Raw genomic sequence first — 23,078 nt, 5'->3', positions numbered from 1 at the left:
ATTTTGCGCCTTATAAAAGAAAAGTTAAAATAAAAGAGACATATATGGCTAAGAGATTTGCCGAACATCAGGCTATGGACCTGGTCAAGACCAACAATGACGTGTTGGCAGAATGGGAGAAGAAGGATATCTTCCATAAGAGTATCGATGAGCGTGAGGGACAGCCTCAGTTTATTTTCTTCGAGGGACCTCCCTCGGCCAACGGTCATCCCGGTATTCATCATGTCCTGGCCCGTTCCATCAAGGATACTTTCAACCGTTACAAGACGATGAAGGGCTTCCAGGTGCACCGCAAGGCCGGCTGGGATACCCACGGACTGCCCGTGGAGCTCGGTGTGGAGAAAGAGCTGGGCATCACGAAGAAGGATATCGACAACAAGGCCTCCGACAAATATATCTCTACGGAAGACTACAACCATAAATGCCGTGAGAACGTCATGAAGTTCACCGCTGAGTGGCGTGAGTTGACGGAGAAAATGGGCTATTTCGTAGACCTCGACCATCCGTATATTACTTACGACAACAAGTATATCGAGACCCTGTGGTGGCTGCTGAAACAGCTCTACCGCAAGGGCCGTCTGTATAAGGGCTATACCATCCAGCCCTACAGTCCTGCTGCCGGTACCGGCCTCTCCAGCCATGAGCTGAACCAGCCGGGCTGCTACCGTGACGTGAAGGATACGACTGTTACGGCACAGTTCCTCATCACTGATCCCAAGGAGGAGTGGACGAAATGGGGCAAGCCCTATTTCATCGCTTGGACGACGACACCGTGGACACTGCCTTCCAATGTCGCCCTCTGTGTCGGTCCGAAGATTGACTATGACATTATTGAGACGTATAATCCCTATACGGCCGAGAAAGAGACGATTATCATGGGTGATGCCCGTGTCAACGCTTATCTCGCTCCCGAGGGTGAGGTGACAGACGGTGGCGAGCTCCCCGACTACCAGCATGGCGACAAATATGTGCCGTTCCGCAAGATCGGTACCATCAAGGGGGCTGACCTCGTCGGTCTCCACTATCAGCAGCTCATGCCGTGGGTGAAGCCTGTGGAGAAATGTGGTGAGTATGCTCCCGCCTTTGTCAATGAATATGCTGCCGCCCATCCCGAGAAAGTCTTCACGGGGGAGAATGGCAAGGACCAGTTCGTGGAGATGGCTGACGAGGCCTTCCGCGTCATCCCAGGCGACTATGTGACCACGGAGGATGGTACCGGTATCGTCCATATCGCTCCTACCTTCGGTGCCGATGATGCCAAGGTGGCCAAGGATGCCCGCATCCCCGCCCTCTACCTCATCAGTAAGAAGGGTGAGACACGTCCGATGGTCGACCTCCAAGGTAAGTATTATCTGCTGAAGGAACTCGACAAGAACTTCATCGAGCGCTGCGTAGATGTCAAGGCTTACCAGCATCATGAGGGCGACTACGTGAAGAACGCCTATGATCCGAAGTTCAATCCTAATGGCGTCTGGGACCGTAAGGGCTCGGAGAAAGCCGAGGACCTGAATGTCGTGATCTGTATGGAGATGAAGCAGGAGGGCACGGCCTTCAAGATCGAGAAGCACGTACACAACTATCCGCACTGCTGGCGTACCGACAAGCCGATCCTCTACTATCCCCTCGATAGCTGGTTCATCCGTGACACCGCCGACAAGCAGCGCATGGTCGATCTCAACAAGACCATCCACTGGCAGCCGGAATCTACAGGCACGGGCCGCTTTGGCAACTGGCTTGAGAACCTCAACGACTGGAACCTCAGCCGTAGCCGTTTCTGGGGTACGCCGCTGCCCATCTGGCGCGATGAGGACCGTAATGAGATCTGCATCGGCTCCATCGAGGAACTCTACAACGAGATCGAGAAGAGTGTCAAGGCCGGATTCATGAAGAGCAATCCCTTCAAGGATAAGGGCTTCGTCGTCGGTGACTACTCCCAGGAGAACTACGATAAGATCGACCTCCATCGGCCGTATATCGACTATATCGTACTTGTCAGTAAGACCGGCAAGCCGATGCACCGTGAGAGTGACCTCATCGACGTGTGGTTCGACAGTGGCTCCATGCCGTATGCCCAGCAGCACTATCCCTTCGAGAACGCCCTCAACGCCGAGAAGCTGAAGGCTACGGGCAAGAGTGAGGCAGAATACCGCGATGAGCTCATCCACAGTACTTATACCGGCACGCCCGTTCCACCGGCCTTCTATCCCGCCGACTTCATCAACGAGGGTGTCGATCAGACACGTGGCTGGTTCTTCACGCTCCATGCCATCTCTACGATGATCTTCGACAGTGTCGCTTTCAAGAATGTCATCTCCTCCGGTCTCGTCCTTGATGCCAAGGGTAACAAGATGAGTAAGCACGTCGGCAATGTCACCGATCCTTTCGAGATGATCAATAAGTATGGTGCCGATCCCGTCCGTTTCTATATGATGACGAACAGTGAGCCGTGGGACAACCTGAAGTTCGACCCGAAGGGTGTCGACGAGGTGCGTCGTAAGTTCTTCGGTACCTTATATAATACGTACAGCTTCTTCGCCCTCTACGCCAATGTCGACAACTTCGACCCGGCAGCCGAGCAGGTGCCCCTCAGCGAGCGCCCGGAGATCGACCGCTGGATCCTCTCCTGTCTGAACACCCTCGTCAAGGGCGTGCAGACAGAGCTCGACGGCTACGACCCGACGCGTGCCGGCCGTCTCATCGACGCCTTCGTCAACGACGACCTGAGCAACTGGTACGTCCGTCTGAACCGTAAGCGCTTCTGGGGTAAGGAGATGAGCAAGGACAAGCTTAGTGCTTATCAGACCCTCTATACCTGTCTGATGACGGTCAGCAAGGTCCTCGCGCCCTTCGCTCCCTTCTCTGCCGACCAGCTCTACCACGACCTCGGCGGAAAGCTAGAGAGCGTACATCTCGATACCTATCCTACGGTAGACGAGAGTGCCATCGATCCTGACCTCGAGGCCCGCATGGGTATGGCTCAGCAGATCACGTCCATGGTCCTCGCCCTGCGTCGTAAGGTGAACATCAAGGTCCGTCAGCCGCTGGCTAAGATCATGATTCCCGCCGTCGATGACGAGCAGAAGAAGCATATCGCCGCCGTCGCCGACCTCATCAAGACCGAGGTCAACGTCAAGGATCTCTCCTTCGTGGAGGACTCCGGCTTCCTCGTGAAGAAGGTGAAGTGTAACTTCCGCGTCATGGGTAAGAAATATGGCAAACTCATGAAGGGTGTTGCCGCGAAGATGAACGGCCTCTCCCAGGAGGAGATCGCCCAGCTTGAGAAAGACGGCCATCTGAACTTCGAGGTGGAGGGTAATCCCATCACCGTTGAGGCTGCCGATGTGGAGATTATCTCCGAGGATATCCCCGGCTGGCTCGTCAGCAACGAGGGTAACCTCACCGTTGCCCTTGAGGTGGAGCTGACACCGGAGTTGAAGAAGGAAGGTATGGCCCGTGAGCTCATCAACCGTATCCAGAATATCCGTAAGGACAGTGGCCTGGAGATCACCGACCGCATCCGCCTCACCGTGGCTCCTCATGAGGAGACCGATGCCGCCATCGAGGCTTACGGGGACCTCATCAAGAGTCAGGTGCTCGCCGATGACATCACCATCGCTGCCAATGACGGTGTGGAGACGGACTTCGACGACTTCAAGCTCAATATCAAAGTGGAAAAGGCTTAATATTTTCCTGCTTATTCACCATCTTCCTTGCGTGGCCGCAATAGGACGGCCACCTACAAAAGGATAAACTTTTAATTTCTATTGATATGGAAATCAAGAAACGTTACAGCGACGCGGACCTCGAGGAGTTCCGCACGCTCATCAATGAGAAGTTGGCTGTGGCCCGCAGGGACTATAAGGACTTGATGGATCAGCTCGACAACTCCAATAGCAATGACGTGATGGATACCTCTCCCACCTATAAGGCGCTAGAGGAGGGTAGTAACACACAGTCGAAGGAAGAGATCCTGATGATGGCTCAGCGTGAGCAGAAATACATCCGGGGATTGGAGGCTGCCCTCATCCGTATCCAGAACAAGACGTATGGCATCGACCGTATTACGGGTGAGCTCATCCCGAAGGCCCGTCTTCTTGTCGTGCCCCATGCTACGTTGAGTGTAGAATCCAAGAATAAGCATAAGAATCACTAAACAGTGCAGTATAATCAGAAAAAGGTGCGTGTGCTGTCTGTCGCCCTCATCGTCCTGGTGCTGGCCATCGACCAGATCATCAAGATTTGGGTGAAGACACACATGACCCTTGGACAGCAGTACGAGATCGCACCATGGTTCCGTATCTGCTTCATCGAGAACAATGGCATGGCATGGGGCATGACGTTCTTCAACAAGTATGTCCTGTCTATTTTCCGTATCATCGCCGTGGCCATTATCGGGTGGTATATCCACAAGCAGATCAGCCGTGGCGCCCGACTGCGTTATGTCTTCCTCCTTTCGCTGATTCTCGCCGGGGCAGCGGGGAATATCTTCGACTCGATGTTCTACGGACTCATCTTCACGGCCTCGTCACCCGACTATGTGGCTTGGCTCGTGCCCTTCGGTCAGGGCTATGCCGGATTTCTCACGGGAAAGGTCGTGGATATGTTCTATTTCCCACTCATCGACACCTATCTGCCGACATGGCTGCCGCTTGTCGGTGGCTCCCATTTCACCTTCTTTGATCCCGTGTTCAACTTCGCCGACTCGGCTATCTCCGTGGGTGTCATCGCTCTGTTGCTCTTCTGCCGCAAGGATATGGAACCGAAGCAGAAGGAATCAAAGGCCTCTGAAGATCATGTTTCGGCATCAGAAAAAGTATCGGATCAGAAAGGAGGGGCGGCATGAGAAAGACTGCGGGACTGTTCTTGCTGGTACTGAGTCTCCTGCTCCTCGCTTCCTGTAATCCGGGGACGCCAAAAGGAATCCTCTCGTCGGGAGAGATGGAGGATATCCTTTTCGACTACCATATCGCACAGGCCATGGCGCAGCAGGGCAACCGGCCGGAGGACTTTATCTCCTATCGTGCTGCCGTATTGAAGAAGCACGAGGTCACGGAGGCAGAGTTCGACTCCTCCTTGGTGTACTATGAACGCCATACGGAGAAATTGCAGGAAATCTATGGTAACCTCGCTGACCGCATGCAGAAAGAGGCGGCGGCGCAGGGCGCTTCGGCAGCAGACCTGTCGTCCTATGGCACTACAGCCAATGGGGACACGGCGAGTATATGGACAGGACCGCACGCGATGGTCTTCACGCCCGACAAGCCGTTTAACTATGCCGCTTACTCCCTCAAGGCAGACACCGCCTATCATCCCGGTGACCGTCTGATCCTCGACTTCGATGCGCAGTTCATCTACCAAGATGGCGTGCGGAATGGTGTCGCCGTCCTCGCTGTCCAGTTTGGCAACGACTCCGTAGCCACGCAGGTGGTACAGGTGCAGAGCGACAGCCACTACAGTCTGCAGGTGGAGGATACGAAACGCCTCGGCATTAAGAGTGTCCGTGGTTTCTTCCTCCTGAGTAAAGGTAATGAGCAGACGGAAGGTGGACTGACGACGCTGAAGCTGATGTTCATTGAGAATATCCGTCTCGTACGCATGCATATCAAGAATGAACCTACCAATGGAACCAATAACGGAATCACCGGAGGCCCGTCAGGCCCGGGCATGCCGCCGGATAGCGGTGGCCGTCCTCGTCCTCTTCCCATCCAGGGAGCGCCTGTACCGGCAGGTGTTGTGCGTCAGTAACGGCCGTGTCGTCAGTTTTCATCCCCTCACCGAGGAGGAGCCGATGACGGAGTGGCATCCCGTGACCGTGGAGATGGATGAAAACGGAAAGATTTTAAAAGTAAAAAATTAAAAAATTAAAAACTGCCGTCTGTAGGTGGCCATAAAATTTATATATTATGCTTTCAGTAGACCAGTTAGAAGACAAACTTATTGATCTTGCTTTCGCCGAAGATATCGGCGACGGTGATCATACCACCCTCTGCTGCATCCCTGAGGATGCCATGGGCAAGAGCCATCTCCTCATCAAGGAAGACGGTATCCTCGCCGGTGTGGAGGTAGCCAAGAAAGTGTTCAACCGTTTCGACCCGACCTTGAAGGTGGAGGTCCTCATCCCCGACGGTACGCCCGTGAAGAAGGGTGACATCGCCATGATCGTTTCCGGCAAGACACGCTCCCTGTTGCAGACCGAGCGCCTGATGCTGAACATCATGCAGCGTATGAGTGGCATCGCCACGATGACCCACCGCTATGTGGAGCGCATCAAAGGCACCGGCGCTCATGTCCTCGATACCCGTAAGACAACGCCGGGCATGCGTATGCTCGAGAAGCAGGCCGTGAAGCTCGGCGGCGGCATGAACCATCGTATCGGTCTCTTCGACATGATCCTGCTGAAAGATAACCACATCGACTTCGCCGGAGGCATCAGCGATGCCATTGACCGCTGTCATCACTATCTCGAGGAGAAACACCTGAACCTGAAGATAGAGATTGAGGTGCGCAACTTCGACGAGCTGCAGCAGGTCCTCGACCATGGTGGCGTCGACCGTATCATGCTCGACAATTTCAGTGTCCCCGATACGAAAAAGGCCGTGGATTTGATCAACCACCGTTATGAGACGGAGTCGAGTGGTGGTATCACCTTCGACACTATCCGTGACTATGCCGAGCAGGGCGTAGACTTTATCAGCGTCGGTGCCCTCACGCACAGCGTGAAAGGCTTAGACATGAGCTTCAAGGCTTGCGACTAATCGTAGGGACATGATTCATCATGTTCCGCCCCAAACATTATATATGAAGAAATTAATCATTCTCGCGGCAGCCATGATGAACGTGGCTGCTGCTTTTGCTTGTACCAACTTCATCGTTGGCAAGAAAGCCAGTGTCGACGGCTCCGTGATGTGCTCGTATAATGCCGACGACTATGGCATGTTCCAGTATCTCTGTCATTATCCCGCCGCCACCCATCAGAAAGGGGAGATGCGGAAGATCTACGACTGGGATACCAATCAGTATCATGGTATGATCCCCGAGGCCCCCGTGACCTATAACGTCATCGGTAACATGAATGAATACCAGGTGACGGTAGGTGAGACGACCTATGGCGGCCGGGAGGAGATGGTCGACACGACGGGTATCATCGACTACGGATCACTGATCTATATCGCCCTGCAGCGTTCGAAGACGGCACGGGAGGCTATCCATACGATGACGACCCTCGCTGAGCGCTATGGTTATAACTCCGAGGGTGAGTCGTTCACCGTCTGTGATCCCAATGAGGCCTGGATCCTCGAGATGCAGGGCTGTGGCGGTGACAAGAATAATAAGGTGGTATGGGTCGCTGTGCGCATCCCCGACAATGCCATCAGCGGTCACGCCAACCAAGCCCGCATCGGACAGTTCTCTATGTATAAGACGGAGGTGCTCCATTCGAAGAACGTGATCTCCTTCGCCCGCAGCAAGGGCTGGTTTAAGGGAAAAGACAAGGACTTCAACTGGAAGGATGCCTATGCCTTCCCCGATTTCTCCGGCCGCCGCATCTGTGATGCCCGCGTGTGGAGTTTCTTCCGTCACTGGAAGAATATGGACCGGTGGCTGCCGTGGGCCCTGGGCAAGGACAAGAATGCCGAGGATATGCCGCTCTGGATCATCCCCGATAAGAAACTCTCCGTCGCCGATGTCGAGCGCTGCATGCGTGACCATTTCGAGGGGACACCGCTCTCTGTGGCCGACACGACGAGCATCGACGGTGGTATCTGGCAGATGCCTTACCGGCCGACACCGCTCTTCTACAAGGTAGACGGTAAGGAATATTTCAATGAGCGGCCGACGAGTACGCAGCAGACGGGCTTCACTTATGTCGCCCAGATGCGCTCCTGGCTGCCGCGGGCTGTCGGTGGCGTACTGTGGTTTGGTAATGATGATCCGAACATGATTGCCTACACGCCCGTATACTGCAACTCCACCGTTCAGCCGAAATGCTACAACACGCCCGGTGCGGACGCCCTGACCTACAGTGACGACAATGCTTTCTGGGTATGCAATATGGTGAGCAACATGGTCTATCCGCGTTACAGCGTGATGTTCCCGTCGCTCGAGGCCGTCCGTGACAGTCTGGAGAAGAGCTATTTCGACAACCAGAGTGCCATTGAGAAGAGTGCCATGGCCCTGGGCAGCACGGAGGCTACCGTAAAGTTCCTCAACGACTATAGCTGTCGTAAGGCTGACGAGATGCTCGCCCGTTGGAAACAGTTGCGCACGTATCTTGTCGTGAAGTATAATGACATGGCCGTGAAGCCGGAGAAGAACGGACGTTTCCTCCGTACGAAATATGGACTCCAGGTTCCTGTGGAGCGTCCGGGATATCCGAAGGGATATGCCCGTAAGATGATCCAGTTGGAAGGAAATAAATACGAAATGCCGAAATAAAAAATGCCCCGCGTTGATGTGACGCGGGGCATTTTTGTATGTTAATGGAAGATTAATAGGCGCTCTTGAACTCCTCGAGGAACCGCTTGTCGTTCTCGGAGAACATGCGGAGGTCATCGACACGGTATTTCAGGTTCGTGATGCGCTCCACACCCATACCGAAGGCATAACCGGTGTAGACGCTGGAGTCGATGCCGCAGGCCTCAAGGTCATGGGGATCGACCATGCCGCAGCCGAGGATCTCCACCCATCCCGTGTGCTTGCAGAAGCCGCAGCCCTTGCCGCCGCAGATGTTACAACTGATGTCCATCTCTGCACTCGGCTCCGTGAAGGGGAAGTAAGACGGACGGAGGCGGATCTTCGTGTCGGGACCGAACATCTCACGGGCGAAGGTCAGCAATACCTGCTTCAGATCGGTGAAGCTCACGCCCTTGTCAACATACAGGCCTTCCACCTGATGGAAGAAACAGTGGGCACGGGCACTGATGGCCTCATTACGGTATACACGACCCGGACAGAGGATGCGGAACGGCGGCTGGTGGTTCTCCATGAAGTGGGCCTCGTCGCCGGAGGTGTGACTGCGCAGCAGCACGTTCTTCGTCACGTCGCCGGGATCGCTCTGCTCGATGAAGAAGGTATCCTGCATGTCACGGGCAGGATGGTCAGCAGCGAAGTTCAGCATCGTGAAGACGTGCTTGTCATCATCCACCTCAGGACCCTGAAAGAGGGTAAAGCCCATGCGGGAGAAGATATCAATGATCTGATTGCGTACAATCGTCAGCGGATGGCGCGTGCCCAGGGCAATGGGGTAGGGCGTACGGGTGAGATCCATGTCATCACTGCTCACGGCCTCCTCAGCGACTTCCTCGCGCAGACTGTTGATCTTCTCCATAGCCAACTGCTTGAGCTCGTTGATCTTCATGCCGATCTCTTTCTTCTGATCCTTCGGGACCTGGCGGAAGTCGGCCATGAGGGCGTTGATCTCGCCCTTCTTGGAGAGATATTTCAGCCGGAGCTGTTCAACATCCTCAGCCTTTTGTGCGGACAGGTTACTGACTTCTTTCAGCAAACCTTCAATTTTTTCTAATAACATGCTATATAATGTTTTAATTTTCCTGTCGTCTCGCGGGCCCTGTTCCGAAGGAGGCAGACCCGATTGTTGATAAATCAAATGCAAAGTTACAAAATCTTTTTGAAAAAATCTTTGGAGGTCTATAAAATTATGCTTAATTTTGCAAAGAATTAGTTTAGTTAGCTATGAGAAAGTTTTTTGAGAGTTTCTTGGGACTCCTGCTCGTGGCTTTTCTCTTCACGGAGGGAGGTTGTACGGACAAGAAGCCTAAGCCTGTGTCCGAAGATTCAACGTCGACGATGACCATGGCGCCGGATACCACGGAGGAGGATTCCACGGAGCAGCTGATCGCCTCGACGCCGATGCCGAAGGCGGCCGATGAGCTCTTCGACGACTTTATCTTCAACTATGCCGCCAACAAGCGTCTACAGATGAAGCGTACGATATTCCCCCTGCCGGTATACAAGAATGGCAAATTGGCCGGAAAACTGCCAAAGAGTAGTTGGAAGATGGAACATTTCTTCATGCGGCAAGACTTTTATACGCTGATCTTCGATAATATGAAGCAGATGAAATTGGCCAAGGATACGACCATAGATCATGTCGTTATAGAGAAGATTTATTTCAATAAGAAGACCGTGAAGCAGTATCTCTTCAACCGTATCAATGGCAAATGGAACCTCACCTCGCTCAACGTGAAACCGATGTATCAGAATATGAATGCCAGTTTCTTGAAGTTCTATCAGCGTTTTGCCACGGATACGGCATTCCAGATGCGGCATATCAACAATCCCGTGAAGTTTACGGGTCCGAATCCCGATGATGACTTCTCGACCCTCACGGGTGACCTGCTGCCACAGCAGTGGCCGATGTTTGCGCCGAAATTGCCTACGGGGATGATTTATAATATCATCTATGGCCAGAAATATACGGAGAGTACGCAGAAGATCTTCGTCATCCGGGGTATCGCCAACGGCCTCGAACAGGAGTTCACGTTCCGTCTGCGCCATGGCCGCTGGCTTCTGATGGCCATGAGCGTGTAAATAATAATCATTTATGCAGATATATAACGACTATAACCTCTTGCACCACAACACCTTCGGCATCGATGCCCGATGCCGGAAATTTGTGGAGTATGCGTCCACGGAGGACGCGCAGCAGCTCGTCAAGGCCCTGACCAAAGCTGATGAGCCCTTGCTGCTCCTCGGTGGCGGCAGTAACCTCCTGCTCACGGGCGACTATCCGGGCACTGTCCTCCATTCCGCAATCCTCGGTAGGGAGGTGGTCCGCGAGACACCGGAGGCGGTATGGCTGCGCTGTGGCAGTGGTGAGACCTTCGACGATATTGTGGCCTATGCCGTAGCCCACAGTTGGTATGGTGCCGAGAACCTCAGCCTTATTCCCGGCGAGGTCGGAGCCAGTGCCGTGCAGAATATCGGTGCCTATGGTGCCGAGGCCTGTGATCTCATCGACACCGTGGAGGCCGTGGAGATCGCTACGGGCCGGGTGGTGACGATTGCTGCCTCCGATTGCGGCTATAGCTACCGCCAGAGCAAGTTCAAGCATGAGTGGCGGGATCAATATCTCATCACCCATGTCACCTATCGGTTCAATAAGATTTTCAATCCCCGTCTCGACTATGGCAATATCCGTGCTGCATTGGAAGAGAAAGGGATCCGTGTGCCGACGGCCGGACAGTTGAGGGATACGATTATCGAGATCCGCCGACGGAAGCTCCCCGATCCGAAGGACTATGGCAATGCCGGTAGCTTCTTCATGAACCCCATCGTTCCGGAAGAGACCTACCAGCGCCTGCTGAAGGACTATCCCGACATGCCCCATTATGTCATGAAGGGTGTTGATGGCGAGGCCGACCGCTATAAGATCCCCGCCGGATGGATGATCGAACAGTGTGGCTGGAAGGGCCGTAGCCTCGGACGTGCCGGGGTCTACAGTAAGCAAGCCCTCGTCCTTGTCAACCTCGGTGGTGCCACGGGAGAGGAAGTCGTCCGTCTCTGTCATACCGTTCAACAGGCCGTGAAGGATAAGTTCGGTATCGATATTTATCCCGAAGTCAATATCCGCTGATTTTGATTTGAATGAAAGTAACATTATTAGGCACGGGTACGTCAAGTGGCGTACCCGTATTGGGTTGCAACTGTGAGGTCTGTCAGAGCAAGGATCCGAGAGACCATCGCCTGCGCTGTGCCGCCCTCGTAGAGACGGCGACGACACGTCTGCTCATCGATGCCGGACCGGATATCCGCCAGCAACTGCTGACGGTACCCTTCCGTCGTATCGACGGCGTTCTCATTACCCATAGTCATTATGATCATGTGGCGGGACTTGATGACCTGCGGCCTTACTGTTATGCTTTCCAGGGCATCGATGTCTATGCCGAAACAGGCGTCGACGAACGGTTGCGGCAGGTGATGCCCTACTGTTTCCCCTCTGATCCGAAGGCGCTCTATCCCGGGGCACCGATTCTGAGGATCCATGATATCCGCGTCCATGAGCCGTTGACGACAGGTGATATCGAGGTCATGCCCCTGAGGGTCTATCATGACCAGTTGCCGATCCTCGGCTTCCGCATCGGCACCTTTGCTTATATCACTGATATGAAACGGATGGACGACAGTGAGTATGCTTATCTCGAGGGTGTCGATACCCTCGTCATCAATGCCCTGCGTTTCGACCGTCCCCATCACAGTCATCAACTCGTCGATGATGCCATCCGGGTGGCCCGCCGCATCGGGGCCCGAAAGACCCGACTCATCCATGTCACCCATCAGATCGGTCTCCACGATAAGGCTAACGCCCGGTTGCCTGAGGGCGTGAAGTTCGGATATGATGGGGAAGTTATGGATATCAATGGCGAATTGTAGGTGGCCGTCCTATTGCGGCCACCTACTTCTTTACGAACGTCATTTCCCCCGGCATTTTCACCCATTTCCGGTTGCGGGCGATTTTCAGTGTGCTGCCCTTGCCTTGGCGTAACGTGAAGGAACCATCTTTCTCCGCCGTCAGCGTCGCTTGGAGATCCTCACTGCCATAGTCGTTGCTGAGTTCTATGGATGCCGTTCGGCCCTTGATGGTAGCTGTGGTGATGAGCCAGCGGCGGCCGTCGTGGATATCACCGAAGAACCCGGGCAGTGGACCATAAAGGTCCTCGTAGTGTGGGATGGTGACATCATTCTCATAAAAGTTGATGCGCAAATAGACCTCATACTGTGCGTTATAGAGATAGCCCTTGAAGAGGGTACTGTCCGGCTTGGCGGCGAAGGCCATGACGGTGAATAACAGACAGTATAGAAATGTGATTACTTTTTTCATTGTCTTTTCTGTTGAGTCGATATTACATTTTGCTATCTTTAATGCTGCAAAGATAGTTAAAAAACAGATCAGATCCTATTATTTCATATTTTTTTTCAAAATTTTTCATTATTTCTTGAATTAAAATTTGAATTTCTTAAATTTTATGTTAACTTTGCACACGTAATAGTTTGTGTTATGGCAAAGTTTTTAAAAAGTCCCGACTATATCTTTGAAGCGAGTTGGGAGGTATGCAATAAGGTAGGCGGCATTTATGCCGTTCTTTCCACGCGTGCTAAGACATTGCAAGACATGTTGCAGGATCACGTGATTTTTATTGGTCCGGATTGTTGGGGGGACAAAGACTGTCCGTTCTTTGAACAAGATGACAGTCTCTTGGCTTCCTGGAGGCAAGTGGCTGCTCGCGAAGGGCTCTTCGTCCGTGTCGGTCGTTGGAAGGTCCCCGGAAAGCCTATAGCCATCCTTGTAGACTTTAAGCCCTTCTATCAGATGAAGGATCATATCTATACTCGTTTATGGGAACTTTACCAAGTTGACAGTCTTCATGCTTATGGAGATTATGATGAGGCTTCGATGTTCTCTTATGCCGCAGGAAAAGTGGTAGAGAGCTTCTATAAGCATGAAATCCCTTGTACCAAGAAAGTCATCTTCCATGGTAATGAGTGGATGTGTGGCCTGGGATTGTTATATATCCATCATGCGATCCCACAGATTGCAACGATTTTTACGACGCATGCCACAAGTATCGGTCGCAGCATTGCCGGTAATAACAAACCGCTGTATGACTATCTGAGCGGCTATAATGGTGATCAGATGGCTCAGGAACTCAATATGCAGAGTAAGCACTCCATAGAGAAACAGACCGCCAAATATGTGGATTGTTTTACTACCGTATCTGAGATCACGAATCGTGAGTGTGCCCAGCTGTTGGAGAAACCGGCTGATGTGGTATTGCCCAATGGTTTCGAGAATGACTTCGTGCCGCAGGGGGCCATCTTCGCCCGGAAGCGCCGTGAAGCCCGCCGCACATTGATCCATATCGCCAATGCCCTCATTGGCACCCGTTACACGGAGAAGGATGATATCCTCATCGCCTCTATCTCCGGTCGTTACGAGTTTCGGAATAAAGGTATTGATGTCTTCATTGATGCCATGAACCGCTTGCGGACCGATGAGAATCTGAAGAAAGACGTCCTGGCCTTCATAGAGGTACCGGGATGGGTCTCTGGTCCCCGCGGCGATCTGCAGAGGCGACTGAAGAGGGATGGCAATTACCGCAATGCCCTGCAGCAGCCGGAGATCACCCACTGGCTCCATAACATGGACCAGGACCAGGTGTTGGGTATGATGCGTTCCATCGGTTTCGACAACACGCAGGCCGGACATGTCAAGCTCATCTTTATCCCCTGTTACCTTCTGGGTGATGATGGCATTGTCAACAAACCCTATTTCGACGTCATTCTGGGTAATGATCTCTGTATCTATCCCTCTTATTATGAACCATGGGGATATACGCCGTTGGAGGCCGTCGCCTTCAAGGTGCCGTGTATCACGACCGATCTTGCGGGTTTCGGACTATGGGTGAACAGTGAGTGCGGGCATTATTCTGAGATCTTGGAAGGAGTGAAGGTTATCCACCGTACCGACAGTAATTATAACGAGGTGGCCGATGCCATCAAAACCACGGTGGAGGAGTTCGCTGCTTTCGATGAAAAGCGGGTTAAGGCAGCCCGTCATCACGCGGAGATGATCTCCCGCAAGGCGCTTTGGGGAAAATTCATCAAGAATTATCTGCGTGCATACGACTTCGCGCTTCGACGTATGGAAGAGCGTTTAAAGGAAATTTAGTATTTAGGAATATATAGTGTAAATAACAAATCAAATTTATTTATGAAAATCAAAGCTGACTATGTGAACGCTCCCCAGTGGAAGCAGGTCACGATCAAATCTCGTCTTCCGGAACAGCTCAAATGTCTCAATGAGCTGGCTCACAACATGTGGTGGGCATGGAACTATGAGGCCCGGGATCTCTTCAAGAGCCTCGATGCTGACCTCTACGAGAAAGTAGAAGAGAACCCCGTTCTGCTCCTCGACCGTCTGAGCTACGACCGCATGGAGGAGATTGTCAAGGATAAGATCCTCATGAAGAAAGTGAAGGATGTCTACGACGCCTTCAAGAAATACATGGCTGTCAAGCCGAACAGCAAGCGCCCCTCTGTGGCCTACTTCTCCATGGAGTATGGTCTGAACCAGGTGCTGAAGATCTACTCCGGTGGTCTCGGCATGCTCGCCGGTGACTACCTCAAGGAGGCTTCCGACTCCAATGTCGACATGTGCGCCGTCGGTTTCCTCTATCGCTACGGTTACTTCAAGCAGACGCTGAGCATGGACGGTCAGCAGATCGCCAAATATGAGGCGCAGAACTTCAACAACCTGCCCATCGAGCGTGTCCTCGACAAGGACGGCAACCCCGTCGTCGTCGATGTCCCCTATGTCAACTATCAGGTGCATGCCTATGTTTGGCAGGTCAATGTCGGCCGTATCAAGCTCTACCTCCTCGATACCGACAACGACATGAACTCTGAGTTCGACCGTCCGATCACCCACAGCCTCTATGGTGGTGACTGGGAGAACCGTCTGAAGCAGGAGATCCTCCTCGGCATCGGCGGTATCCTCACGCTGAAGAAACTCGGCATCAAGAAGGATATCTACCACTGCAACGAGGGCCATGCCGCCCTGTGTAACCTCCAGCGCCTCTGCGACTATGTCGACAGCGGCCTGACGTTCAACCAGGCTCTCGAGCTCGTACGTGCCTCTTCCCTCTATACCGTTCATACTCCTGTTCCTGCCGGTCATGACTACTTCGACGAGTCTCTCTTCGGCAAGTACATGGGTGGCTATCCCGCCAAACTCGGCATCTCCTGGGATGAGTTCATCGGCATGGGCCGTGAGAACCCCGATGACCACAGCGAGCGCTTCTGTATGTCCATCTTCGCCTGCAACACCTGCCAGGAGGTCAACGGTGTCTCCAAGCTCCACGGATGGGTCAGCCAGAAGATGTTCTCCAACATCTGGAAGGGCTACTTCCCCGAGGAGAACCACGTGGGCTATGTCACCAATGGTGTGCACTTCCCGACGTGGACGGCTACGGAGTGGCGTAAGGTCTACGACAAGTATTTCGATCCGACCTTCATGAGCGATCAGAGCAACGAGGAGATCTGGCATGCCATCTACAACGTCCCCGACGACGAGATCTGGGATACCCGTTTCGCCCTGAAGAAGAAACTCGTGGCCTATATCCGTGAGAAGTTCACGCAGACGTGGCTGAAGAACCAGGGTGATCCTGCCCGTGTGATGTCCCTCCTCGAGCGTATCAACCCGAATGCGCTGATGATCGGTTTCTGCCGTCGTTTCGCTACTTATAAGCGTGCTCATCTGCTCTTCACCGATCTCGACCGTCTGAACAAGATCGTCAACAACCCCGAGCGTCCCGTCCTGTTCTTCTTCTCCGGTAAGGCTCACCCCGCTGACGGCGCCGGCCAGGGCCTGATCAAGAAGATCTTCGAGATCAGCCAGCGTCCCGAGTTCCTCGGCAAGATCATTTTCCTCGAGGACTACGACATGCAGCTCGCCCGTCGCCTCGTCTCCGGTGTCGATATCTGGATGAACACGCCGACACGTCCCCTCGAGGCCAGCGGTACGTCCGGTGAGAAGGCTGAGATGAACGGTGTCGTCAACCTCTCCGTCCTCGACGGTTGGTGGGTAGAAGGCTACCGTAAGGGTGCCGGTTGGGCGCTGCCGCAGGAGCGTACCTATCAGAACCAGTCCTATCAGGACGCCCTCGATGCCGCTACCATCTATAACCTCCTCGAGAATGAGATCATCCCGATGTACTACAACAAGGGTGATAAGGCTTACTCTACGGAGTGGGTACAGGTCATCAAGAACTCCATCGCTACCATCGCGCCTCACTATACGATGAAGCGCCAGCTCGATGACTACTACGACAAGTTCTACAACAAGGAGGCTGCCCGCTTCAAGAAGCTTGCTGCCGATGACAACAAGCTCGCTAAGGATATCGCGCTCTGGAAGGAGACCGTCGCTGAGCGCTGGGACAACATCAATGTCGTCAGCAAGTCCGGTCTTGATGAGGGGGCTGAGACGGGTAAGAAATACAAGGTTTCTTACACCATCAATGAGCAGGGCCTCGACAATGCCATCGGTCTGGAACTCGTGGCGCTGAAGCCGGAGACGGATCCTTCCGACCGCAAGGTTTACAAGGTCTATCCGTTCAAGATGGTCAAGCACCAGGGCAATGACTATACCTTCGAGGCTACCATCGATCCCGACCGCGCCGGCAACTTCCGCCTCGGCGTTCGCATGTTCCCGCAGAACAAGTTCCTGCCTCACCGTCAGGACTTCTGCTACGTGAAATGGCTTGACTAATCCATTCCCACTTATCATATAAATTTCGGCGTCCTCTCCCGCTTTCGCGGAGGATGGCGCCGATTTTTTTTGTAATTTCTTTAATAAACCTTTGTTTCATTCCGAAATTATTTCTATATTTGTGGCATGAAACGAAACAATCTTTTCCTGCGTGTCATCCGGTTTTATGTTGACGGGTTCCGGAGTATGACGGTCGGCAAGGTGCTGTGGGCGGTGATCCTCATCAAGCTCTTCATCATTTTTGTCGTCCTGAAACTCTTCTTCTTCCCCAACTTCATCGATGAGCATAAGGGGAACGAAAGTGCGGCGCAGTATGTGTCCGGCCAGCTCTTACCGAAATAAAACAATTATTAATCCTTATACAGCCTATGCTAACCTTATTAGATGTGACGACCTCCGTCGTCGACTGGTCGAGGGCCCAGTTCGCCCTCACGGCGGCCTATCACTGGCTCTTTGTCCCCCTGACGCTTGGCCTGGCCCTCGTCATGGGCATTGCCGAGACCGTCTATTACCGCACACGGGATCCTTTCTGGAAGACCGTGGCACAGTTCTGGCAGCGCCTCTTCGGCGTGAACTTCGCCATGGGTGTGGCCACGGGAATCATCCTCGAGTTTGAGTTTGGTACGAACTGGAGCAACTACTCCTGGTTCGTCGGCGATATTTTCGGTGCGCCGCTGGCCATTGAGGGCATTTTCGCCTTCTTCATGGAGTCGACTTTCGTGGCCGTGATGTTCTTCGGCTGGAAGAAGGTGGGACCGGGCTTCCATCTCGCCTCGACATGGCTCACGGGCCTCGGCGCGACGATCTCCGCCTGGTGGATCCTCGTGGCTAACGCATGGATGCAGTATCCCATCGGTCAGACGTTCAACCCCGACACGATGCGCTGTGAGATGACGAGTTTCGTGGATGTCGCCCTGTCGCCCTTCGCCGTAGACAAGTTCTGCCATACCGTCACGTCGTCATGGATCATCGGTGCCGTCTTCACGGTGGCCGTCAGCGGCTGGTATCTGTTGAAGCACCGTGAGCAGCGGTTGGCGAAGGCGAGTATTCGTATCGGCGCCGTCGTGGGTCTCTGTGCCTCACTGCTGGCCGCTTTCACGGGCGACCGCTCGGGCTATCAGGTGGCCCGGGTGCAACCGATGAAGCTCGCGGCCATGGAGGCCAACTATCGTGGTGGCACGGACCAGAGTCTCACGGCCGTGGCCTGGGTGAACCCCTTCAAGCAGCCTGACTGGCAGAAGGAGCAGGAGCCGCCCTTGCGTGTCGGTATCCCCTACGCCCTGTCGTTCATGGCAACCCATGACTTCCATGGGTTCGTGCCCGGCGTGAACGATATCATCGAGGGCTATACGGCCCATGACGGTACCCGTGTGCCATCGCTGAAGGAGAAGATTGCCCGAGGCAAAAAGGCCATTGTCGCCGTCAGCGCCTACCGCAAGGGAGACCATAGCGCTCACGTGAGGCAGACGATCAAGGAGAATATGGCGTATTTCGGTTATGGCTACGTGAAGGATGCCCATCAGACCGTGCCGAATATCCCGTTGAACTTCTGGTGCTTCCGCATCATGGTCGGCCTCGGCTGTCTGTTCATCCTCTTCTTCGCCCTTCAGACCTATCTCGCTTACCGGAAGGATCTCGCCGACAGCCGCTGGCGCTGGGTGCATGTTGTGGCCCTCGTCGCCATCCCATTGGTCTGGATAGCCAGTGAGAGCGGATGGATGGTGGCGGAGCTCGGCCGTCAGCCGTGGACGATCCAGGACATGCTGCCCACGTGGGTCGCCGTCTCTGACCTGCGCAGTGGCTCCATCGCCCTGACCTTCTTCCTCTTCCTCATCCTCTTCACGACCATGCTCGCCGTGGAGATCTCCATCCTCTGCAAACAAATCAAGATAGGAGTAAAGAAGTAAAAAATTAAAAAAGTAAAAAAAGTAAAGAACTATGACATACAGTTTTTTGCAACATTACTGGTGGCTGATCATCAGTATTCTCGGAGCCCTGCTGGTCTTCCTGCTCTTTGTCCAGGGCGCCAATACGCTGATCTTCTCGTTGGGGAAGACGGCGGAAGAGCGGCGGCTCGTCGTCAACTCCACGGGCCGCAAATGGGAGTTTACGTTCACGACCCTCGTGACCTTCGGCGGAGCCTTCTTTGCCAGTTTCCCGCTGTTCTACAGTACGAGTTTCGGCGGCGCCTACTGGCTGTGGATGCTTATCCTCTTCTCTTTCGTCATCCAGGCCGTGAGCTATGAGTTCCAGAACAAGCTCGGCAATTTCCTCGGTCCGAAGACGTTCCAAGTGTGTCTGATCATCAACGGTATTGTCGGTCCCGTCCTCCTCGGTGGTGCCGTGGCGACATTCTTCGACGGCAGCAATTTCATCATTGAGAAGATGAATATCACGTCGTCGCTGAATCCTGTCATCAGCCGGTGGGCCAATGGCAGTTGTGGGCTCGACGCGTTATTGGATCCGTGGAATGTCGTCTTCGGCATTGCCATCCTCTTCCTGGCGCGCGTCCTCGGACTGTTGTATATGGTGAATAATATCAATGATGACGTGATCCGGCCGCGGGCCCGGAAGCAACTGGTTCCGAACACGGTTTTGTTCCTCGTGTTTTTCCTGGCATTTCTCGTGCATGTGTTGGTGAAAGACGGTTATGCCGTCAAACCGGCAACGGGCGTGATCAGTATGGAGCCTTTCAAATATCTCCATAACCTCATCGCCATGCCGTGGGTGCTCGTCCTCTTCCCGGCAGGTGTCGTCGCGTTGCTCTATGGCGTGATCCGTACGATCGTCAGTGACCGTTTCATCAAGGGAATCTGGTATGGGGGCGTTGGTGTCGTCCTTGTGGCCCTCGTCCTCTTCCTCATGGCCGGATGGAACAACACGGCTTATTATCCGTCGAATGCCGATCTGCAGAGTTCGTTGACGATCATGAACAGTAGCAGCAGTCTCTTCACGCTCCGTTGTATGGCCGTGGTGAGTCTCTTCGTTCCCTTCGTTATCGCCTATATCTGGTATGCCTGGAGGTGTATCGACCAAAAGAAGATCGACCGGGCAGAGATCGAGGCGGACGAGGAGGCATACTAAAAAGCCTTTTGATCCGTTTGCAGGGGCCGTCCCTTGTGGCGGCCCGTCGGCGGTTACGCCGAATCGCAATGCGCATCATGAATGCCGTTCCGGCATCGGGCCGCCACAAGGGCCGGCCCCTGCAATGGATCAGATAGGGTTGTGGCACGCCCCCTACAACGGGGGCAATGTGGGTGCGTGGCCGCAACATGGCGGCCACCTACAAAGGGATCAATGTGGGTATTATCTTTTCCTTCTATTATGGTTGTCGAAGTTCGGGTTGAAACTCTTCTTCTGTTTCCCTTTGAAATAACCCGAACCGGTATGGGACTCTTTATCCTCAAACTTCTTGTATTTCTTACCAACTCCCGGATTGTCATAATGACTGCCCACGGGACGATCATCATACGTGGTACGCTGACGGTTCGCACGTTCATCCCCGTACTTGGCACGCTGACGGCCACGGGCGGGCTTGGACTCCTCATGGCGGCTTCTGTTTTCCTTATGATGCCATCCGGCGGTAGCGGGGTAGAGGCGGTCGATGAGGTCCTCACGGCCGATACGGCGGAGCTCACGGATGATGCCCGGGCGCTCCTCGGGCTTATACCAGAAGAAGAACTGTCGCTGGGCCAACTTCTCCTTTGGCGTCTTCGCACTGTAGACGGGCTCGAGGGTATACGGATCATAGCCAGTATACCAGGCCTCCGTGGAGATCGTCATCGGCGTCGGCGTGAAGTCCTGAACCTGTTCGAGGTGGAAGTTGAGATCTTTCGTAATCACGGCCAGTTCGGCCATATCCTCTTCGTGGCAGCCGGGGTGGGAACTGATGAAGTAGGGGATGAGCTGTTCACGCAGTCCCTCCTCCTTATTGATCTTGTCGAAGATCTTCTTGAAATCATAGAAGAGCGTGAAACTCGGTTTCCGCATCTGTTTGAGCACCCGGTCGGAGGTATGCTCCGGGGCGATCTTCAGTCGGCCGCTGACATGTTTGGTGATGAGCTCACGGGTATACTGTCGTGCCGCGGCGTCACTCTTCTCATCGCCGCTCTTATGGAGCAGGAGGTCATAGCGCACACCACTGCCGATGAAACTCTTCTTGATCTCCGGCAGCGCGTCGACGGCATGATAGATCTCCAGGAGTTTACTGTGGTCGGTATTGAGGTTCGGACAGATCTGCGGGTTGATACACGACGGCCGCTTGCAGTGCTCACAGGCTTTCTGGTTCTTGCCCTGCATGCCATACATGTTGGCCGACGGACCGCCGAGGTCGGAGAGATAACCTTTGAATCCCGGCATCTTCACCACCTGCTTCACCTCATTGAGGATGCTGCGCTTGCTGCGGCAGGCCACGAATTTCCCCTGATGGGCGGAGATGGTGCAGAAGGCGCAGCCACCGAAGCAGCCCTGGTGGATATTCACGGAGAACTTGATCATCTCATAGGCGGGGATGGTCTTTCCCCGGTATTTCGGATGCGGCTCACGGGTATAGGGCAGGTCGAAGGTCTCGTCGAGCTCTTCCGTCGTCGGCGTGGGGAACGGCGGGTTGACGACGGCATATTTGCCATCGACGCCCTGCAGCAGCCGCTGCGCGTGTTTCTTGTTGGCTTCCTCCTCGATATGTCGGTAGTTCTCTGCCTCCGCCTTCTTCGAGCGCAGACATTCCTCATGGGAGTGGAGCACGATATCATCTTCGGTGATGCCCCCGGGAATCTCCTCCTCACGGGCGAGATAGACCGTCTGCGGCACGTCACGGATCTCCCGCATGGGGATATGCTCCTCAAGGCGGTGGAGGATCTCCAGCGTCGGCTTGGCGCCCATGCCATAAGAGATGATGTCGGCGCCACTGTCACAGAGGATACATTTCTTCAACTTATCCTGCCAGTAGTCATAATGCGTCAGCCGTCGCATACTCGCCTCGATACCGCCGAGGATCACGGGGACATCGGGGAAGAGCTGCTTGAGGATCTTCGTATAGACAATGGTAGGGTATTCCGGGCGGCAGTCATGGCGGCCGTCGGGACTATACTCGTCGACGGAGCGCAGACGCCGGTTGGCGGTATATTTGTTGACCATGGAGTCCATGGCACCGGGAGCGATGGCGAAGGCCAGCCGTGGCCGTCCGAGCTTCTTGAAGTCACGGTAGTCACCATGCCAGTCGGGCTGCGGGACGATGGCCACCTTATAGCCGTGGGCCTCGAGCATACGGCCGATGACGGCGACGCCGAAAGACGGATGGTCTATATAGGCATCGCCGGAGAACATGATGACGTCGAGCTGGTCCCAGCCTCGCAGCTCGCATTCTTTTTTCGTTGTAGGGAGGAAATCGGTGAGTTGATAATTGGGCATTACTTTTTAGTCGGTTACGTTCTCTGTGTCGGCAGGAGCTTCAGCAGCGGCCTTCTTACTCTTCCAGTCGGCGTAGAGCACGGCGAGGTTATGGAGTCCGAAGGCTTTCATATTACTGTTGTAGATGACGTCGAGACAGAGGTCGAGGAGATCTTTGTCTTTGCCGGCTTCTCCTTCGAGGAGGGAGCGGACATTGAATTTCAACTTGTCAAGGACCTGTTCGTCAACGATACCGTTGCTGTCTACGAGGTTACGGAAGAGTTGATAACGGTCGATGGTTTCGAGATGGGCGTCGGAGACTTCTATGCTCCGTGTGCCGGATTGATTGGCTTGGATCTTATACATATTGCTGTTATTTAGAGGGTTGTTCTGTTTGGCATTGGCG

Annotated in this window: 19 protein-coding genes; 15 read left to right on the top strand and 4 right to left on the bottom strand. The window is 54.0% G+C overall.

Annotation, left to right across the window (positions count from 1 at the left end; genetic code table 11):
• Nucleotides 1-44: 44 nt before the first annotated feature.
• From ileS to G604_RS0106220, 7 genes are all read left to right on the top strand, one after another.
• Nucleotides 45-3,683, top strand: a complete 3,639-nt coding sequence (gene ileS / locus G604_RS0106250; RefSeq protein WP_028909824.1) for an isoleucine--tRNA ligase — start codon at nt 45-47, stop codon at nt 3,681-3,683.
• Between the two features lie 86 nt (nt 3,684-3,769).
• Complete coding sequence (locus G604_RS0106245; RefSeq protein ID WP_028909823.1) at nt 3,770-4,153, top strand: TraR/DksA family transcriptional regulator; 384 nt, start codon at nt 3,770-3,772, stop codon at nt 4,151-4,153.
• Between the two features lie 3 nt (nt 4,154-4,156).
• Nucleotides 4,157-4,843, top strand: coding sequence for a lipoprotein signal peptidase (locus tag G604_RS0106240; RefSeq protein ID WP_028909822.1), 687 nt, complete (start codon nt 4,157-4,159; stop codon nt 4,841-4,843).
• Nucleotides 4,840-5,745 (top strand): DUF4296 domain-containing protein, encoded by a 906-nt coding sequence (locus G604_RS13695; RefSeq protein WP_051220253.1) that lies wholly within the window; start codon nt 4,840-4,842, stop codon nt 5,743-5,745. The genes G604_RS0106240 and G604_RS13695 overlap by 4 nt, the downstream gene beginning before the upstream one ends.
• The gene (locus G604_RS15625; RefSeq protein WP_255347076.1) at nt 5,729-5,857 is read left to right on the top strand and encodes a hypothetical protein; all 129 of its coding nucleotides are present in this window, start codon (nt 5,729-5,731) and stop codon (nt 5,855-5,857) included. Before G604_RS13695 ends, G604_RS15625 begins: the two co-directional genes overlap by 17 nt.
• A 46-nt stretch (nt 5,858-5,903) precedes the next feature.
• The gene (nadC, locus tag G604_RS0106225; RefSeq protein ID WP_028909821.1) at nt 5,904-6,755 is read left to right on the top strand and encodes a carboxylating nicotinate-nucleotide diphosphorylase; all 852 of its coding nucleotides are present in this window, start codon (nt 5,904-5,906) and stop codon (nt 6,753-6,755) included.
• A gap of 43 nt (nt 6,756-6,798) precedes the next feature.
• On the top strand, nt 6,799-8,433 hold the full coding sequence (locus tag G604_RS0106220; protein WP_028909820.1) for a dipeptidase: 1,635 nt from the start codon (nt 6,799-6,801) through the stop codon (nt 8,431-8,433).
• 52 nt (nt 8,434-8,485) lie between these two features.
• On the opposite strand, the gene pheS is transcribed toward G604_RS0106220, so the two are convergent.
• Nucleotides 8,486-9,526: a phenylalanine--tRNA ligase subunit alpha gene (pheS, locus tag G604_RS0106215; protein WP_028909819.1), complete on the bottom strand. Its 1,041-nt coding sequence runs from the start codon at nt 9,524-9,526 to the stop codon at nt 8,486-8,488.
• A 164-nt stretch (nt 9,527-9,690) separates the two neighbouring features.
• On the opposite strand from pheS, the gene G604_RS0106210 reads away from it, so the two are divergent.
• Genes G604_RS0106210 through G604_RS0106200 form a run of 3 tightly spaced genes read left to right on the top strand, consistent with a single transcriptional unit; the run spans nt 9,691 to nt 12,390 of the window.
• Nucleotides 9,691-10,548 carry a DUF4348 domain-containing protein gene (locus G604_RS0106210; protein ID WP_028909818.1) on the top strand — a complete coding sequence of 286 codons (858 nt, stop codon included), beginning with the start codon at nt 9,691-9,693 and terminating at the stop codon, nt 10,546-10,548.
• A 13-nt stretch (nt 10,549-10,561) separates the two neighbouring features.
• Nucleotides 10,562-11,593: a UDP-N-acetylmuramate dehydrogenase gene (gene murB, locus G604_RS0106205; RefSeq protein WP_028909817.1), complete on the top strand. Its 1,032-nt coding sequence runs from the start codon at nt 10,562-10,564 to the stop codon at nt 11,591-11,593.
• An 11-nt stretch (nt 11,594-11,604) separates the two neighbouring features.
• Nucleotides 11,605-12,390, top strand: coding sequence for an MBL fold metallo-hydrolase (locus tag G604_RS0106200; RefSeq protein ID WP_028909816.1), 786 nt, complete (start codon nt 11,605-11,607; stop codon nt 12,388-12,390).
• 22 nt (nt 12,391-12,412) lie between these two features.
• Here the strand turns inward: G604_RS0106200 and G604_RS0106195 are convergent, their stop codons facing one another.
• Nucleotides 12,413-12,838: a hypothetical protein gene (locus tag G604_RS0106195; RefSeq protein WP_028909815.1), complete on the bottom strand. Its 426-nt coding sequence runs from the start codon at nt 12,836-12,838 to the stop codon at nt 12,413-12,415.
• A 177-nt stretch (nt 12,839-13,015) separates the two neighbouring features.
• On the opposite strand from G604_RS0106195, the gene G604_RS0106190 reads away from it, so the two are divergent.
• The 5 genes from G604_RS0106190 to G604_RS0106170 all read left to right on the top strand — a co-directional run bounded on the left by G604_RS0106190 (nt 13,016) and on the right by G604_RS0106170 (nt 20,368).
• Nucleotides 13,016-14,686: a glycogen/starch synthase gene (locus tag G604_RS0106190; protein WP_028909814.1), complete on the top strand. Its 1,671-nt coding sequence runs from the start codon at nt 13,016-13,018 to the stop codon at nt 14,684-14,686.
• 42 nt (nt 14,687-14,728) lie between these two features.
• Nucleotides 14,729-17,284 carry an alpha-glucan family phosphorylase gene (gene glgP / locus G604_RS0106185; protein WP_028909813.1) on the top strand — a complete coding sequence of 852 codons (2,556 nt, stop codon included), beginning with the start codon at nt 14,729-14,731 and terminating at the stop codon, nt 17,282-17,284.
• Between the two features lie 126 nt (nt 17,285-17,410).
• The gene (locus G604_RS0106180) at nt 17,411-17,626 is read left to right on the top strand and encodes a DUF4492 domain-containing protein (protein WP_028909812.1); all 216 of its coding nucleotides are present in this window, start codon (nt 17,411-17,413) and stop codon (nt 17,624-17,626) included.
• Between the two features lie 26 nt (nt 17,627-17,652).
• Complete coding sequence (locus tag G604_RS0106175; RefSeq protein WP_028909811.1) at nt 17,653-19,191, top strand: cytochrome ubiquinol oxidase subunit I; 1,539 nt, start codon at nt 17,653-17,655, stop codon at nt 19,189-19,191.
• A 31-nt stretch (nt 19,192-19,222) separates the two neighbouring features.
• Entirely contained in the window at nt 19,223-20,368 is a 1,146-nt protein-coding gene (locus G604_RS0106170) for a cytochrome d ubiquinol oxidase subunit II (RefSeq protein WP_028909810.1), read from the top strand.
• Nucleotides 20,369-20,590: 222 nt separating this feature from the next.
• On the opposite strand, the gene G604_RS0106165 is transcribed toward G604_RS0106170, so the two are convergent.
• Both G604_RS0106165 and G604_RS0106160 read right to left on the bottom strand, forming a co-directional pair.
• Nucleotides 20,591-22,693, bottom strand: coding sequence for a YgiQ family radical SAM protein (locus tag G604_RS0106165; RefSeq protein ID WP_028909809.1), 2,103 nt, complete (start codon nt 22,691-22,693; stop codon nt 20,591-20,593).
• 6 nt (nt 22,694-22,699) lie between these two features.
• Complete coding sequence (locus G604_RS0106160) at nt 22,700-23,038, bottom strand: hypothetical protein (RefSeq protein ID WP_028909808.1); 339 nt, start codon at nt 23,036-23,038, stop codon at nt 22,700-22,702.
• Nucleotides 23,039-23,078: the final 40 nt, after the last annotated feature.

This window comes from Prevotella sp. AGR2160 (genome assembly GCF_000424185.1).
GTDB lineage: Bacteria > Bacteroidota > Bacteroidia > Bacteroidales > Bacteroidaceae > Prevotella.
Note: the sequence above shows the minus strand (reverse complement) of the source record. Positions and strands in the feature narration are given on the sequence as shown.

What these genes read in the sequence shown, in the direction of transcription:
- pheS (WP_028909819.1), bottom strand. Translation starts at nt 9,526, where the DNA reads ATGTTATTAGAAAAAATTGAAGGTTTGCTGAAAGAAGTCAGTAACCTG.
- G604_RS0106190 (WP_028909814.1), top strand. Translation starts at nt 13,016, where the DNA reads ATGGCAAAGTTTTTAAAAAGTCCCGACTATATCTTTGAAGCGAGTTGG.
- G604_RS0106175 (WP_028909811.1), top strand. Translation starts at nt 17,653, where the DNA reads ATGCTAACCTTATTAGATGTGACGACCTCCGTCGTCGACTGGTCGAGG.
- ileS (WP_028909824.1), top strand. Translation starts at nt 45, where the DNA reads ATGGCTAAGAGATTTGCCGAACATCAGGCTATGGACCTGGTCAAGACC.
- G604_RS0106195 (WP_028909815.1), bottom strand. Translation starts at nt 12,838, where the DNA reads ATGAAAAAAGTAATCACATTTCTATACTGTCTGTTATTCACCGTCATG.
- G604_RS0106200 (WP_028909816.1), top strand. Translation starts at nt 11,605, where the DNA reads ATGAAAGTAACATTATTAGGCACGGGTACGTCAAGTGGCGTACCCGTA.
- G604_RS13695 (WP_051220253.1), top strand. Translation starts at nt 4,840, where the DNA reads ATGAGAAAGACTGCGGGACTGTTCTTGCTGGTACTGAGTCTCCTGCTC.
- G604_RS0106160 (WP_028909808.1), bottom strand. Translation starts at nt 23,038, where the DNA reads ATGTATAAGATCCAAGCCAATCAATCCGGCACACGGAGCATAGAAGTC.
- glgP (WP_028909813.1), top strand. Translation starts at nt 14,729, where the DNA reads ATGAAAATCAAAGCTGACTATGTGAACGCTCCCCAGTGGAAGCAGGTC.
- G604_RS0106180 (WP_028909812.1), top strand. Translation starts at nt 17,411, where the DNA reads ATGAAACGAAACAATCTTTTCCTGCGTGTCATCCGGTTTTATGTTGAC.
- G604_RS0106170 (WP_028909810.1), top strand. Translation starts at nt 19,223, where the DNA reads ATGACATACAGTTTTTTGCAACATTACTGGTGGCTGATCATCAGTATT.
- G604_RS0106210 (WP_028909818.1), top strand. Translation starts at nt 9,691, where the DNA reads ATGAGAAAGTTTTTTGAGAGTTTCTTGGGACTCCTGCTCGTGGCTTTT.
- nadC (WP_028909821.1), top strand. Translation starts at nt 5,904, where the DNA reads ATGCTTTCAGTAGACCAGTTAGAAGACAAACTTATTGATCTTGCTTTC.
- G604_RS0106245 (WP_028909823.1), top strand. Translation starts at nt 3,770, where the DNA reads ATGGAAATCAAGAAACGTTACAGCGACGCGGACCTCGAGGAGTTCCGC.
- G604_RS0106165 (WP_028909809.1), bottom strand. Translation starts at nt 22,693, where the DNA reads ATGCCCAATTATCAACTCACCGATTTCCTCCCTACAACGAAAAAAGAA.
- G604_RS0106220 (WP_028909820.1), top strand. Translation starts at nt 6,799, where the DNA reads ATGAAGAAATTAATCATTCTCGCGGCAGCCATGATGAACGTGGCTGCT.
- murB (WP_028909817.1), top strand. Translation starts at nt 10,562, where the DNA reads ATGCAGATATATAACGACTATAACCTCTTGCACCACAACACCTTCGGC.